14 protein-coding genes are annotated in these 14967 nt (G+C 62.3%); 10 read left to right on the forward strand and 4 right to left on the reverse strand.

What is annotated here, in order from left to right; translation table 11 throughout:
- Positions 1–108: 108 nt before the first annotated feature.
- The 3 genes from G471_RS0108500 (at position 109) to G471_RS18320 (ending at position 3619) form a co-directional block, all read left to right on the forward strand.
- Positions 109–873, forward strand: coding sequence for a DUF1684 domain-containing protein (locus G471_RS0108500; protein ID WP_245580533.1), 765 nt, complete (start codon positions 109–111; stop codon positions 871–873).
- A gap of 78 nt (positions 874–951) precedes the next feature.
- On the forward strand, positions 952–1371 hold the full coding sequence (locus tag G471_RS0108505; protein ID WP_028994981.1) for a DUF4395 family protein: 420 nt from the start codon (positions 952–954) through the stop codon (positions 1369–1371).
- Positions 1372–1537: 166 nt separating this feature from the next.
- Positions 1538–3619 (forward strand): PAS domain S-box protein, encoded by a 2082-nt coding sequence (locus G471_RS18320; protein ID WP_051295378.1) that lies wholly within the window; start codon positions 1538–1540, stop codon positions 3617–3619.
- A 4-nt stretch (positions 3620–3623) separates the two neighbouring features.
- On the opposite strand, the gene narL is transcribed toward G471_RS18320, so the two are convergent.
- A complete protein-coding gene (narL, locus tag G471_RS0108515; RefSeq protein ID WP_028994982.1) occupies positions 3624–4268 on the reverse strand; it encodes a two-component system response regulator NarL in 645 nt (214 codons plus the stop codon).
- Between the two features lie 10 nt (positions 4269–4278).
- On the reverse strand, positions 4279–6132 hold the full coding sequence (locus tag G471_RS0108520; protein ID WP_028994983.1) for a HAMP domain-containing protein: 1854 nt from the start codon (positions 6130–6132) through the stop codon (positions 4279–4281).
- A gap of 232 nt (positions 6133–6364) precedes the next feature.
- On the opposite strand from G471_RS0108520, the gene napF reads away from it, so the two are divergent.
- From napF to G471_RS0108555, 7 genes are all read left to right on the forward strand, one after another.
- Positions 6365–6874 (forward strand): ferredoxin-type protein NapF, encoded by a 510-nt coding sequence (gene napF / locus G471_RS0108525; RefSeq protein ID WP_051295379.1) that lies wholly within the window; start codon positions 6365–6367, stop codon positions 6872–6874.
- On the forward strand, positions 6871–7122 hold the full coding sequence (locus G471_RS0108530; protein ID WP_028994985.1) for a chaperone NapD: 252 nt from the start codon (positions 6871–6873) through the stop codon (positions 7120–7122). The genes napF and G471_RS0108530 overlap by 4 nt, the downstream gene beginning before the upstream one ends.
- Positions 7123–7124: 2 nt before the next feature.
- The gene (napA, locus tag G471_RS0108535; RefSeq protein WP_028994986.1) at positions 7125–9701 is read left to right on the forward strand and encodes a nitrate reductase catalytic subunit NapA; all 2577 of its coding nucleotides are present in this window, start codon (positions 7125–7127) and stop codon (positions 9699–9701) included.
- A gap of 62 nt (positions 9702–9763) precedes the next feature.
- Positions 9764–10573: a ferredoxin-type protein NapG gene (napG, locus tag G471_RS0108540; protein WP_043421245.1), complete on the forward strand. Its 810-nt coding sequence runs from the start codon at positions 9764–9766 to the stop codon at positions 10571–10573.
- Positions 10570–11442, forward strand: coding sequence for a quinol dehydrogenase ferredoxin subunit NapH (napH, locus tag G471_RS0108545; RefSeq protein WP_424243811.1), 873 nt, complete (start codon positions 10570–10572; stop codon positions 11440–11442). Before napG ends, napH begins: the two co-directional genes overlap by 4 nt.
- Positions 11439–11900: a nitrate reductase cytochrome c-type subunit gene (locus tag G471_RS0108550; protein ID WP_028994989.1), complete on the forward strand. Its 462-nt coding sequence runs from the start codon at positions 11439–11441 to the stop codon at positions 11898–11900. Before napH ends, G471_RS0108550 begins: the two co-directional genes overlap by 4 nt.
- Positions 11901–11922: 22 nt before the next feature.
- The gene (locus G471_RS0108555; protein ID WP_043421248.1) at positions 11923–12567 is read left to right on the forward strand and encodes a NapC/NirT family cytochrome c; all 645 of its coding nucleotides are present in this window, start codon (positions 11923–11925) and stop codon (positions 12565–12567) included.
- Between the two features lie 64 nt (positions 12568–12631).
- Here G471_RS0108555 and ilvN read toward each other — a convergent pair whose 3' ends face one another.
- Positions 12632–12943 carry an acetolactate synthase small subunit gene (gene ilvN / locus G471_RS0108560; RefSeq protein ID WP_028994991.1) on the reverse strand — a complete coding sequence of 104 codons (312 nt, stop codon included), beginning with the start codon at positions 12941–12943 and terminating at the stop codon, positions 12632–12634.
- A complete protein-coding gene (ilvB, locus tag G471_RS0108565) occupies positions 12940–14628 on the reverse strand; it encodes an acetolactate synthase large subunit (protein WP_028994992.1) in 1689 nt (562 codons plus the stop codon). The genes ilvN and ilvB overlap by 4 nt, the downstream gene beginning before the upstream one ends.
- Positions 14629–14967 lie beyond the last annotated feature (339 nt).

A 14967-nucleotide genomic window follows, 5' to 3' on the forward strand; every position in this document is an offset into this window, starting at 1 on the left:
CACGCGATTTTAATTGCAAAAATTCTTTAATGTTCAATTAGATATGCTTTGTTTAAAATTTGACATTGTGTCTGTTTTATGGGGTTTTCGGCTATTTTGAGTGACTTTGTGAACTGGCGTGCTTCGCGCCACGCCGAACTCGCCGGGCCGGATAGCTGGCTCGGACTGGTTGGGCTATTCTGGCTCGACGATGAAAACAGCAAGGTCGGTAGCGGCGACGATAGCGTCGTCCGCTTGCCGTCCGGGCCGGCCCATCTCGGCGATCTGATTCGCCGTGATGGTTGTGTCTTCTGGCAACCGGCCGGCGGCGAGGCGAGGGCGTTGCAGACCGATCGCGACGGCAAGCCCGATACCGTTGACCATGACAGCCTGTCGTTTTTCATCGTTGACCGTGAGGGCCGCTTCGCCGCCCGCGTGCGCGACCGCGCCTGGGCGACGCGCCAGCCGTTCGTCGGTGTCGACTATTTTCCGGAAAACGCTGCCTGGTCCATCGAGGCCGACTGGTTGCCGCTCGATCCGCCGCTGACCATGGAAGTGCCCAACGTGACCGGCGAACTGAAACCAGTGACGGTCGCCTTCAAGGCGGTGTTCACGGTTGAGGGGCAGCAGGTCGAACTGTTGCCGATGTCGGTCGGCGAGCGCGAGGTCTTCTTCGTTTTTCGCGACCGGACAAGCGGTCGGGAGACCTACGGTGCCGGGCGTTTCCTGAAGGCTGAACCGGCGGTTGACGGCAAGATCCGGCTCGATTTCAACCGCGCCTTCAATCCGCCTTGTGCATTCACGCCCTTCGCCACCTGTCCGCTGCCGCCGCCGGAGAACTGGTTGCCGTTTCCCGTGACGGCCGGCGAGAAGCGATGGCTTGGCGGGCATTGAGCATAGTCATAAAAAGCTTGCATGCTGCAACACATCAATTTAATATAAGCATCTAATTATATTTGGATGGAGTCAGCCATGCTGCGTTTCGACATTGCCCCGGTGTGTTCCAACGCCTATCGCTTCCAGGCGACGATGAGCTTTGCCATCGCCGCCATTTACCTGTTCACCCCGTACAAATGGGTGTCCCTCCTGCTGGCCGTCGGCGGTTTCATCCGCGGTTTCGTTACCCCGCACAAATGCCTGTCGTACAAGCTGTTCGCCGGTGTCACCGACAAGCTGGGCATCCCCAAGATGCAGAATGCCGGCTCCAAGATGTTCGCCGACAAGATCGCCGCCATCGCCGGTACCGCCATGTTCGTGACCTGGCTGCTCGGTTCCCCGGTCGGCATGATCCCGGGCTGGGCCATCCTGATCTTTGCCTTCATCGATCTGGCGACCGGTTTCTGTGCCGCTTGCTGGGCTTACGGTGCCTACTACAAGTTCAAGCAGGCCTGATCGCAACGCCCCGGTCTTTCATCCCCCCAAAAACCGATGCTTGTGCATCGGTTTTTTGTTTTCTGAAACCTTGTTTCAAAATATTTCATTAATTTTAAAATTGACAAAAATATCCACAGAGAGGATGATGATTTAGAAAAGAACATCGAATGGACCGGCGTCGTAGATGCAGATCAACAACTCGACCAACACCGACCCCGCAATACGCAATGAAGCGCCGGAGGACATCAGCGAACTCAAGCAGTACGAGGCGCGCTACCGGGCCGAGGCCGAGAGAAACCGGCAGTTGCTGGCGATTGCCACCGACGGCATCCACGTGCTCGATGCCGACGCGCGTCTGGTCATGGTCAATGCATCGTTTGCCCGCATGCTCGGGTACGAAGTCGACGAGATGATCGGCATGCGCCTCGATCAGTGGGATGCCGGCGATTACCCCGATGGATTGATGAAAGCCTATCGCGAGAATTTCGAGCGAGCCGCCTTTCCCATCGTCCATACGCGGCATCGACGCAAGAATGGCAGTTTGATCGACGTGGAGATTTCCACGTCACCGGTTGAGCTCGAAGGGCAACGGCTGCTGTTCGCATCGGCCCGGGATGTCAGCGAACGGGTGAGGATCGAGCAGCAACTTGAAGCCCACCGTCACTCCCTGGAGCAGATGGTCGAGGAACGAACCCGGGAAATTCGCCGGATCAATCAGCAACTGGCCGATACGCAGTTCGCCATGCAGATGGTCGGGATCGGTATTCACTGGGTGGATTTCGCTAGTGGCAGGTTGCTTTACGCCAACGATGCCGCCGCCCGCATGCTCGGCTACACCGTCGACGAGTTGCTGGCGCTCAGTGTGCCCGATCTCGATGCCAAGTTGGGTCCAACCGGTTACGACCAAGTCAAGTCGTCGGTGCGTGAGCGTGGCAGCATCCAGATCGAGAGTCTGCAGCGCAGGAAAGACGGTTCCTTGCTACCGGTCGAGGTCAGCATCTACCATCATCGGGATAATGAAGGCAATGAGCGCTTCATTGCCTTTGTTACCGATATCACTCAGCGCAAGCAGCAGGAAGATGCGCTGCTGCAGGCCAGGGACGATGCAGAGGCGGCCAATATCGCCAAGAGCGCCTTCCTGGCCAACATGTCGCACGAAATCCGCACTCCGCTCAATGCCGTGGTCGGCATGGCCCATCTGCTGCGCCGCTCGGGCTTGAATCCCTTGCAACTCGAACGGCTGGACAAGCTCGATACGGCCGGGCACCACCTGCTTGAGATCATCAATGCCATCCTCGATCTGTCCAAGATTGAGGCCGGTAAATTCCAGCTCGAGGCCGTGGCATTCAATCTCCGGGCGGTGGTCGGTAACGTCGCCTCCATCCTCGCGCCCCGCTTGCAGGAAAAGGGGTTGCACCTCTTTACCGAGGTTGCCCATCTGCCACATCTGCTGCTCGGCGACAGGACGCGGCTGCAGCAGGCCTTGTTGAACTTTGCCGGCAACGCGATCAAGTTTACCGACCACGGGCGAATCACCATCCGGGTTGCGCCGGTTGCTGAAGACGAAGAGAGCGTGCTGCTGCGTTTCGAGGTGGCAGATACCGGCATCGGGATTGAAGCCGATGTCCAGGACCGCCTGTTCAACGCCTTCGAGCAGGCCGATGCCAGCACCACCCGGCGTTACGGTGGTACCGGCCTGGGTTTGGCGATCACCCGCCGGATTGCCAACTTGATGGGGGGCGAGGTTGGGGTGAGCAGTACGCCGGGGCAGGGCAGTCAGTTCTGGTTCACCGCGCGCTTGCTGAAGGTGCGGGATGAGCCGCTTGCCCGGCCGGTGGAGCGGACGATGAATGTGGAGCGCAGGCTGCAGCAGGAGTTTTCCGGCAGCCGGGTATTGCTTGCCGAGGATGAGCCGATCAATGCCGAAATCGCCCGCATGTTGCTCGAAGATGCCGGCCTGCTGGTCGATATTGCCGAGGATGGCAATGTGGCTTGCGACATGGCGGCCCGGGGCGACTATGCCTTGATCCTGATGGACATGCAGATGCCCAACATGGACGGTCTCGACGCGACCCGGCGGTTGCGCGAGATTCACGCCATGGCCCGCTTACCGATCATCGCGATGACCGCCAACGCCTTCTCCGAGGACAGAGCGCGGTGTTTTGCCGCCGGGATGAACGATTTCATCGGCAAGCCCATCGATCCCCAGCACTTCTTCTCAACCGTGCTTTACTGGCTCGGCGAGGGGGCGGCAGGGCGGGTCTGAGGCCTCAGTGAATCTGATTGGCCACCGCCCACACCGCCGCTTCCACGCGTGAGCGGAATTTCAGTTTCTTGAGCAGGTTGCGGATGTGTACCTTGACCGTGCTTTCCATGATGTCGAGTTCGCGGGCGATCAGCTTGTTCGACATGCCACCGGCCAGGCATTTCAGGATGGCCGTTTCACGTTCGGTCAGGCTGGCCTGACTGCGTTGCTCGACCACGCTTTCCTCGCGTAGCGCCGTTGCCAGCAGGCTGGTCAGTTCCGGGCTGATGGCCGTCTTGCCATGCATGGCGCTGTCGATCAGCTTGAGGATGTCGTCCGGGTCGTTGTCCTTGAGAATGTAGCCGTCGGCACCGCTGCGGATGGCGGCAATCAGGTCTTCCGGGGCGTCGGAAACGGTGACCAGGATGATGCGCGCATCGATTTCCAGGTCGCGCATGGTGCGCAGGGTTTCCAGGCCGTTCATGCCTTTCATGTTGAGGTCGAGCAGGATCAGGTCGGGGTCGAGGCGTTTGGCCAGTTCGATGCCTTCCTGGCCGCTGGCGGCTTCGCCAATGATTTCGAAGCCGTCGGCCAGGCCGAGCAACTGGCTGACGCCACGGCGGAACAGCGGGTGGTCGTCGATGATCAGGACGCGGGTGGTGGTGGGCATGCTGGGTCTCTCAGGGGTCGGTCTGCCGGTATTTCTGTGGCAGGAAGTGCAGGCTGATCGTGGTACCGCCGCCGAAGGCCGTCTCGACATCGATGTTGCCTTCGAGGATGTGCGCGCGGTCGCGCATGATGCTGGTGCCGAAATGGTTTTCAGGAATCTCGGCCGGGTTGAAGCCCCGCCCGTTATCGCGAACGCAGATGGTCACGGTGTGGTCCGGCGCCACGAAGATTTCGACCGAGGCCCGGCTCGCCTGGGCGTGACGCTCGATGTTGGAGAGCGCCTCGCGGATGATGCGGATGACGTGCATTTCCTCGTTGCCGGAAAGCACGATGCCGGAGAGGGTGTTGTGCAGTTGTACCGGGAAGCCGAGCTTTTCGGAGAATTCGGCAATGGTTTCCTGAAGGGCGACGCCGAAGCCGCGCTCGTCGATGCGCAGGCGGAAGGTGGTGATCAGTTCGCGCAGTTCGCGGTAGGCCGAGCTCAATCCATCCTTCAGTTCTTCGGCTATGGTGCGGGCATCGCAACCCTGTGCGATGCATTTTTCCAGGCGCGTGACCTGAATGCGCAGGTAGCTCAGCGACTGGGCAATCGAGTCGTGCAACTCGCGGGCGATCACCGAGCGCTCCTCAAGTACCGCCAGCCGATGTTTTTCCTCGGTGCGGCGCATGTTGAGCAGGGCGTTCGAGACATGGTGGCCGACGGTTTCGATCAACCGGGCCTTGTCGGCGGGTAGCGGCTCGCGGGAACGCAGCAGGATCGGCAGCGTACCGCGCATGCCGCTGGCGTCGCCAATCGGCAGGACGACAGTGGTGCCGGCGGCCGCCTGTTCGCCCAGGGGGTGAGCGGCACGGTCGAAACATTGGGCGCAATCCTGCTTGCCGCACCAGCGTTCGATTTCCTCCGGCGTCAGGTCGCCGACCACCGGATGGGCCGGCAGGTGACCGTTGTCGCTGACGCAGATCATGCTGTGGCCGAGCTCCAGCGCGTCCTCGACTTCGCGCAGGATGCCCTGCAGTTGATCCAGCGTCAGGTCGCTGGCCGACAGCTTCTGGCTGACGCGGTAGAGCAGTTCCAGCGACTGGTTGGTGCGGGTCAGTTCCTGGGTTTTTTCCTCGACCTTTTCCTCGAGGTGGGCATACATGTTGGCGATTTCTTCAACCATGGTGTTGAAGGCGCGGCCCAACTGGCCGAGTTCGTCGCCGCCGACATGACTGACCCGGGTCGAGAACGAACCGCGCGAAACCGTCTTGGCTGCCTTGAGCAACTGCGCCAACGGCTGGACCAGTTGCTGGCGCAACATCCAGCTGGTCACCAGGCTGACCATGATGATCAGCGTCAGCAGGCCGAACTGGGTGGCACGCAGCCAACGGACCTTCTGTTCCAGATCTTCCTCGATCAGCACGACGACCCGGTCGATCTGCTCGACGAAGCTGGGGATGTCCTGGGCCATGATCGTCAGCGCATCGACATTGCCTTCGGCGGCGAGCCGGGCCAGGGGGCGGATGTGTTCGACCCAGCGCCGGTTGACCACGTTGATTGCTTCCTTTGACGGCGAGTTGCCGACGGTCTTGTCCTGGATGAAGCGGTCCAGTCCGTGCAGCCGGCGTTCGAATTGCTCCAGAGTCTGCTGCGCCTGGGCACGCTTTTCCGGTTGCAGCACTTCGCTCAGGCTGCGGAAACTCATCATGCGCAGCGAGCCGGAAACGTTGATGGCGCTGGCCTGGCCGCTGATGTTCTCGGCAATCACTGTCGAGGTGACGATGGAGGCAAAGGAGAGCAGGGCGAGGATACCCATGGCCAAGCCCAGCCGAACCAGCACCGAATCCTGCAGGGCATCCGAAATGGAAGAAAAGAAACGCTTCATGGCCGGTATTGCGGATTACCTCTTTTTTGCCTGGGGGTATTCGGTTTGCCCGGGCAGGGTTGTGCTCTCGGATTCATGCGCTTGATTCTACGGGAAAAACCTTTGTCGATTGCGGCAAAAGCACTACCTCTTAAGGCGTAGATCGCGGCTTTTCAAGCCATTTTCCCGGGGTGTTGATTGCCATTTTACGGGCGTAGCATCCGTTCCAGATCAACTTTCAGGCCAGTCCAACATGCTCAGTCGCCGCGCTTTTCTCGGTGTCGCCCGCCCCTCCCGGGGGAATCCGGTGCGTCCGCCGTGGGCGCTGGCCGAAAGCGCGTTTGTCGATGCCTGCACCCGCTGCTCCGCCTGCATTGAGGCCTGTCCGACCGGCTTGCTGCTGCGCGGCGACGGCGGTTACCCGGAAGCCGATTTCACGCCGGGCCGCGCCCCGGACGGTTGCACCTTCTGCGGCGACTGCCGCACGGCATGCACCCCGGGCGCCTTGAAGGCCGATGAAAGCTGGTCGCTCAAGGCAGTCTTTTCCGACGATTGCCTGGCTGAGCAGAAGGTTGTCTGCCGGACCTGCGGCGAAAGCTGCGAGGCCCGTGCCATCCATTTCCCTCCCCGGCTGGGCGGTGTCGCCGGGCCGCAACTCGATGCCCTGGCCTGTACCGGCTGCGGCGCTTGTCTCGCCGATTGCCCGACCCGGGCGATTCGCATCCTTTCCCTGAATACCACTGCCAACCGAGGTGTCGCATGAAGATCGTCAGTCTCGTTCTCAAATACCTGCCCGAGCACACGCGTGCCGTGCAGCTTGGCGTCGAGGCCGTGCCCGGCGCCTCAGTCGCCCACGATCACGGCGACGGCCGGATGCTTGTCCTGATCGAAGACGGTGAAGGCTATGCCGTTTCCGATTCCATCATCGGGGTCCATCACGTACCGCACGTGATGTCGGTGACCCTGGCTTACGAATACTGCGACGACGCGCTTGAACCCGAGGAGGCTTGACCATGACCATGAATCGCCGTGAATTTCTGAAGACCCAGGCTGTTGCCGCTGCTGCGGCGACTGCCGGGATTCCGCTGGCTGCCAGCGCCCAGACCGCCCGTGCCGGCGGGCCGACCGAAGTCCGCTGGGACAAGGGCGCCTGCCGCTTCTGCGGCACCGGTTGCGCCGTGCTGGTCGGCGTCCAGAACGGTCGCATCGTCGCCACCCAGGGCGACCCGGACTCCCCGGTCAATCGTGGCCTGAACTGCATCAAGGGCTATTTCCTGTCCAAGATCCAGTACGGTGAAGATCGCCTGACCAAGCCGCTGCTGCGCATGAAGAACGGCAAGTTCGACAAGAACGGCGATTTCCAGCCGATCTCGTGGAAGCAGGCCTTCGACATCATGGAAGAAAAGTGGAAGGAAGCGCTCAAGGCCGACATGCAGGCCAATGCCGGCAAGCCGGTCAATGAGATGACCTCGTCGATCGGCATGTTCGGCTCCGGTCAATGGACGATCTGGGAAGGCTACGCCGCCGCCAAGCTGTGGAAGGCCGGTTTCCGCTCCAATAACCTTGACCCCAACGCCCGCCACTGCATGGCCTCGGCCGTTGCCGGCTTCATGCGCACCTTCGGTATCGACGAGCCGATGGGTTGCTACGACGACATCGAGAACGCCGACGCCTTCGTGCTGTGGGGCTCGAACATGGCCGAGATGCACCCGATCCTGTGGTCGCGCATCACTGACCGTCGCCTGACCCATACCGGCGCCGAAGTCCATGTGTTGTCCACCTTCGAGCATCGCAGCTACGAGCTGGCCGACAACCCGATGATCTTCTCGCCGCAGACCGATCTGGCCATCCTCAACTACATCTGCCACCACATCATCCAGAGCGGCAAGGTCAACCAGGACTTCGTCAAGAAGCACGTCAATTTCAAGATGGGCGAAACCGACATCGGTTACGGCCTGCGTCCGGCGCACGCGCTGGAAAAGGATGCCAAGTCGAACGGTTATCCGGGCGCCGACGGCAAGCCCAAGGGCGATACCGGCGCATCCAAGCCGATCACCTTCGAGGAATTCGCCAAGTTCGTTTCCGAATACACCCTGGAAAAGACCGCCAAGCTGTCCGGCGTACCGGCCGACCGCCTCAAGCGCATGGCTGAACTCTATGCCGACCCGAAGAAGAAGATCGTCAGCTTCTGGACCATGGGCTTCAACCAGCACACCCGCGGCACCTGGGTGAACAACATGATCTACAACGTGCACCTGCTGACCGGCAAGATCTCGACGCCGGGCAGCGGTCCGTTCTCGCTGACCGGCCAGCCGTCCGCCTGCGGCACGGCGCGCGAAGTCGGCACCTTTGCCCACCGCCTGCCGGCCGACATGGTCGTGATGAACCCGGATCACCGCAAGTACTCGGAAAAGATCTGGCAACTGCCGGAAGGCACGCTCAACGCCCGCATCGGCTTCCACGCCGTGCTGCAGAGCCGCATGCTCAAGGACGGCAAGCTCAAGTGCTACTGGACGACGACCACCAACAACATGCAGGCCGGGCCGAACATCAATGACGAGATGTACCCGGGCTGGCGCAATCCGGCCGCTTTCGTGGTCGTTTCCGATGCCTACCCGACCGTGTCGGCGATGGCCGCCGACCTGATCCTGCCGTCGGCCATGTGGATGGAGAAGGAAGGCGCCTACGGCAATGCCGAACGCCGCACCCAGTTCTGGCGCCAGCAGGTGTCGGCACCGGGCGAGGCCAAGTCCGACCTGTGGCAGTACATCGAGTTCTCCAAGCGCTTCAAGGTCGAGGACGTGTGGCCGGCCGACCTGATCGCCAAGAAGCCCGAGTACCGTGGCAAGACCCTGTTCGACATCCTCTACAAGAACGGCGCGGTCAACAAGTTCCCGCTGGCCGATCTGGAAAAGGCCAACGGTCACGCGATCAAGGGCTACATGAACGACGAGTCGAAGGAACTCGGCTACTACCTGCAGAAAGGCCTGTTCGAGGAATACGCCGCCTTCGGTCGTGGCAAGGCCCACGATCTGGCCGACTTCGACGTCTATCACAAGGCCCGTGGCCTGCGTTGGCCGGTGGTCGATGGCAAGGAAACGCTGTGGCGCTTCCGCGAGGGCTACGATCCGTACGTCCAGAAGGGCGAGGATTTCAGCTTCTACGGTCACAAGGACAAGAAGGCCGTGATCTTCGCGCTGCCCTACCAGCAGCCGCCGGAAATGCCGGACAAGGAATTCGACCTGTGGATGTCCACCGGCCGCGTGCTCGAACACTGGCACACCGGCACGATGACCCGTCGCGTTCCCGAACTGCACCGTTCGGTGCCGGAAGCCGTGGTCTTCATGCACCCGGAAGATGCCAAGAAGCGCGGCATCCAGCGCGGCATGAAGGTCAAGGTGGCGTCGAAGCGCGGCGAGATCCAGTTGCGCGTCGAAACCAAGGGCCGCAACAAGCCGCCGGTCGGCCTGGTGTTCATCCCCTTCTTCGACGAAGGCAAGCTGGTCAACAAATTGATCCTCGATGCGACTTGTCCGATTTCCAAGGAAACGGATTTCAAGAAGTGTCCGGTCAAGATCACCCGCGCCTGAGATCGCAGCGAGCCTGAATCGTGAGCACGAATCCCACCGCCAAGCCTGAAGGAAAACCCGGCGTGTCGCCTGCCTCCCTGGCACGCCGGAAATTCCTCAACGGCATCGCCGCTGCGGCCGGTGGTGGGGCTTTGCTCAGCCTGGTTCCGCTGCTCGCCGCCCGGCCGGCCGGGGCAAACCCGGCGCAGGCCTTGCGCCCGCCCGGTGCACTCAACGAGCCGGATTTCCTGGCTGCCTGCGTGCGTTGCGGCCTGTGCGTTCGCGATTGTCCCTACGACACCCTGGTGCTGGCCCCGGTCGGCGGCGAGGTGACCGGCGGGACGCCATATTTCAAGGCGCGCAGCATCCCCTGCGAGATGTGCGAGGACATTCCCTGCGTCAAGGCCTGTCCGACCGGTGCACTCAATCCCAAACTCACCGACATCCACGACGCCCGCATGGGGCTGGCGGTGCTTTCCGACCATGAAACCTGCCTCAATTACCTGGGTCTGCGCTGCGATGTCTGCTACCGCGTCTGCCCGGTGATCGACAAGGCGATCACGCTGGAGAGCATCCACAACCCGCGTTCCGACCGCCATGCCTTGCTGCTGCCGACGGTTCATTCCGACCATTGCACCGGCTGCGGCAAGTGCGAGGCAGCCTGCGTGCTGCCGGAAGCGGCGATCAAGGTAATGCCGGTGGCGCTGGCCAAGGGCGCCTTGCCCGACCACTACCGCAAGGGCTGGGAAGAAAAGGCCAGGCACGGTAGTTCGCTGATCGGCGATCAGGTCGAGATGCCGGTACGCGGTCTTGAAGACAAAGCCTACGGCGATGTGCGCGTCGATCGTGATGCGCCGCCGCCCGCCGGCATCAATTCGGGATGGAAGCCATGAGCGCCACCCGCAATCCCCTGCATCCGGGCCGCGATGCCGTCCGCGACAAGGGTTGGCTGGCGGCGCACCGCTACCTGATCCTGCGCCGGGTTTCGCAACTCGGCATCCTGCTGCTGTTCATGACCGGACCCTGGTTCGGGCTGTGGATCGCCAAGGGCAATCTGGCCTCGTCGCTGACGCTGGACATCCTGCCGCTGACCGATCCCTACCTGTTCGTGCAAAGCCTGGCCGCCGGTTTCATGCCGGCCTCGGCCGCGCTGATCGGGGCGGCCATCGTCATCGCTTTCTACGCGCTGTTCGGCGGTCGTCTGTACTGTGCCTGGGTCTGCCCGGTCAATGTCGTCACCGACGCCGCCGCCTGGCTGCGCCGGCGTCTGGGCCTTAAGTCGGGGCGGGCGCCCGACGGCAATACCCGTTACTGGGTGCTGGCCGGTTCGCTATTGCTGGCGGCCTTCACCGGCACCCTGATGTGGGAGGTGGTCAATCCGGTCAGCATCCTGCAGCGCAGCCTGATTTTCGGCCTCTCCGGCAGTCTGGCCGTGGTCCTGGCGATCTTCGCCTACGACCTGCTGGTCGCCAGTCGCGGCTGGTGCGGTCACCTCTGTCCGATGGGCGCCTTTTACGGCCTGCTCGGCCAGAAGTCGCTGGTCCGCATCACTGCCGACCAGCGCGGCAAGTGCGACGACTGCATGGACTGCTTCGCGGTCTGTCCGGAACCCCAGGTCATCCGTCCGGCGCTCAAGAAGGCCGGTCAGGACAGCCCGCTCATCCTCGATGCCGATTGCACCAATTGCGGTCGCTGCATCGATGTCTGCAACAAACACGTTTTCCACTTTACTCATCGGTTCGATCAAAGGAGCGATTCATGAAAAACAAGAGCCGCCTGTTCACTGCTGCTTTGGCCGCGGCACTCATGGTTTCCACACTGTCGTGGGGGCCGGTCCATGCGTCTGAGGGTGGGCTCAAGAGCCTGCGCGGGGCCTCCATCCAGGCCCCGGAGACCGAATCTGCCGATCCGTTCAAGGTGATGAAGGACAGCCCGCCGATCGAACGCGACTACGTTCAGCAACCGCCGCTGGTGCCGCACAAGGTCGATGGCTACAACGTCACGATGAAGTACAACAAGTGCATGGATTGCCACTCCTGGAGCCGCTACAAGGAAACCGGCGCGACCAAGGTCTCGCTGACCCACTTCAAGACGCGTGACGGCCAGGAATTGTCGAACATCTCGCCGCGTCGTTACTTCTGCCTGCAGTGTCACGTCCCGCAGGTCGATGCCAAGCCCTTGGTGGCCAACAAATTCAAGCCGGCCGAAGGCATTCGCTGAACCCGGCTGACGGAGAAGAATCATGGAAAATAACAAGCCTGCAGGGCTGATTGGCAGGGTTCGTGGCTGGGTTGCCGGTATCGGCGTGGTCACGGTGCTCGGTCTGTTCGGTGCCGGCATCATCTTCTGGGGCGGCTTCAATACCGCCATGGAATACACCAATACCGAGAAGTTCTGTATCTCGTGTCACGAAATGAAGGACAACGTGTACGCGGAATACCAGAACACCATCCATTACTCGAACCGCTCCGGGGTCCGGGCCGTTTGCTCCGATTGCCACGTGCCCAAGGAATGGGTGCCCAAGATGATCCGCAAGATCCAGGCGAGCAAGGAGGTCTGGGGCAAGATCACCGGTGTTGTCGATACGCCGGAGAAGTTCGAAGCGCATCGGCTGACCATGGCAACCCGCGAATGGGAACGGATGAAGGCGAACAATTCGCAGGAATGCCGTAACTGCCATAACTTCGAGTATTTCGACTACGGTGTTCAGGGGCGTCGCGGTGCCAATACCCACCAGCAGGCGTTCAACGAAGGCAAGACCTGTATCGACTGCCACAAGGGCATCGCCCACAAGCTGCCCGAGGTTGATCAGGCAATCACCGTGATCAACGCCGACGGCGCGCCGCCGCAGGTGTTCCACCCGCCAGTGAGCGGCAGCAAGGACTAGGTCTTTTCAAACCACCTCTCGAGCGCGTCCGGTTCCTGCGAACCGGCGCGCTTTTTTTCGTCCTTCAGGCCTGGAAAAACGCTTCCAGGTCGGTAAACACCGCGTGGTCGGCATGATGCCGGCGCACCGCGCTGACGTCCTCCAGTTTTTCGACCTGCCGGATCATCTGCGGCAGCCGCTGGTCTTCGTTGACCAGCAGCCAGATCCGGCTTTGTCGGCCGTCGCCGACCGGCAGGCAGAGGATGCCTTCGACGTTGTAGGCGCGGCGCGAGAACAGGCCGACCACATGCGACATCACGCCGGGGTGGTTGGCGACGTCGATTTCCAGCACGGCGCGGGACAGCGCCTGGTTTTCGTTACGGCTGACAGCGTTCATGCCTGGGCTCCGATCATGTCACGGTTGGCGGCGCCGGGCGGCACCATGGGATAGACCTTCTGTTCGGCGTCGATGCCGGCGTGGATCAGGCACGGGCCGGGGCGGGCGAAGGCATCGGCGAGCGCGGCGCAGGGATTCGCTGCCTGGTCGAGATCGACGGCGGCGATGCCGAGCGCGCGGGCGGCGGCGACGAAATCGGGCATGGCCTGGAATTCCGAGGCGAACAAGCGCTGGCCGTAGAACAGCGTCTGCTGCTGGTGCACCAGGCCGAGGACGGCGTTGTTCATCAGCACGATCTTGACGTTGGCGCGTTGCTCGGCGGCGGTGACCAGTTCCTGGATGTTCATCAGGATCGAGCCGTCGCCGGTGAAGCAGACCACGGTGCGTTCCGGCGCGGCGAGGGCGGCGCCGATGGCGGCCGGGACGCCGAAGCCCATCGTGCCGAGACCGCCGGAGGTCAGCCACTGGCGCGGCCGGCGCAGCGGGTAGGCCTGGGCGACCCACATCTGGTGCTGACCGACGTCGGTGGCGACGATGGCATCATCGTCGAGGCAGGCGGCCACCGCTTGGATCAGGCCGAAGTGCGAGCGCGGGTCGTGGACGCCGGGCAGCGGTTGCGGATGTTCGGCCTTCAGCGCGTCGATCCGGGCATTCCATTCGGCGCGCGGATTTGCCGGCACCAGCGGCAGCAGGCGGCTCAGCGCCTCGCCGACATCGGCAACGATGCCGACGTGGGCGGTCTTGATCTTGTCGAGTTCGGCCGCATCGATGTCGATGTGGATGATCTTCGCCTGCGGGCAGAAAGCCGCGACCTTGCCGGTGGCGCGGTCGTCGAAGCGGGCACCGACGGCGATCAGCAGGTCGCATTCGTCGAGCGCCAGGTTGGTGTAGGGGGCGCCGTGCATGCCGAGCATGCCCAGCGACAGCGGGTGGTCGACCGGCATCGCGCCGAGTGCCATCAAGGTCATCACCGTTGGTAGCGTCGACTTTTCGGCGAGTTCCAGCGCAAGTTCCGAAGCGCCGGCGTGAATGACGCCGCCACCGAGATAGAGCAGAGGGCGTTTGGCTGCGGCGATCAGCGAGGCGGCTTCGGCCAGCGCCATGCCATCGGCGGCCGCAGGCAGCTTGCGGCGACCGGGTTCGGGCCAGGCGGCAACCTCGATGGCGCGGCTCTGCACGTCCTTGGGGATGTCGATCAGCACCGGCCCAGGGCGGCCGGAAGCGGCGATGGCGAAGGCGCGTGGGATGACATCGAGCAGTTCCTCGGTCGAGGAGACCAGGAAATTGTGTTTGGTGATGGGGACCGACAGGCCGTAGGTATCGACTTCCTGGAAGGCGTCGGTGCCGATCATCGCCTTCGGCACCTGGCCGGTGATGGCGACCAGCGGGATCGAATCGAGCTTGGCGTCGGCAATCGCGGTCAGCAGGTTGGTCGCGCCGGGGCCGGAGGAGGCCATGCAGACGGCGACTTCGCCGGAGACACGAGCCATGCCCTGGGCGATGAAGCCGGCGCCCTGTTCGTGGCGGGCGAGGACGTGGCGGATCGCGGTCGACTGACCGAGGGCGTCGTAGATCGGCAGGATCGCGCCGCCGGGATAACCGGTGAGCAGGCGCACGCCCTGGCGTTCGAGCAGGCGTACGGTGATCTGGGCACCGGTCAGGGTTTCGTTGGGGGTATCACTCATCTGAGGCTCCTTGGGTTCTGGCGGTTCCGGGAGGCTCAAACAAAAACCCCGCCGGTTGCGCCGGCGGGGTTTGGGGAAACTGTCTGCTGCTTCTGCTTACCCGATCCGCGACGGCGCGTGCGTAACGACGCCTACGCTAATGACGCGTACGACGACCAGCAGCGAGACTGCGCGGGCAGCAACGGAGCGGAAGGCGGTGGAAGCGTTCATCGGATCGGTGGGTTCAAAGTTCAGCTAAAGCGCACTATCGCCGAAGTTTCAGGAAAAAACAACAACGGGATGAGTAGGGTTTTTGTGATGAGGCAAACGGATAAAAGCAGGCTATGCTGGAGGTGAAAC

It is taken from the genome of Azonexus hydrophilus DSM 23864 (genome assembly GCF_000429605.1).
GTDB lineage: Bacteria > Pseudomonadota > Gammaproteobacteria > Burkholderiales > Rhodocyclaceae > Azonexus > Azonexus hydrophilus.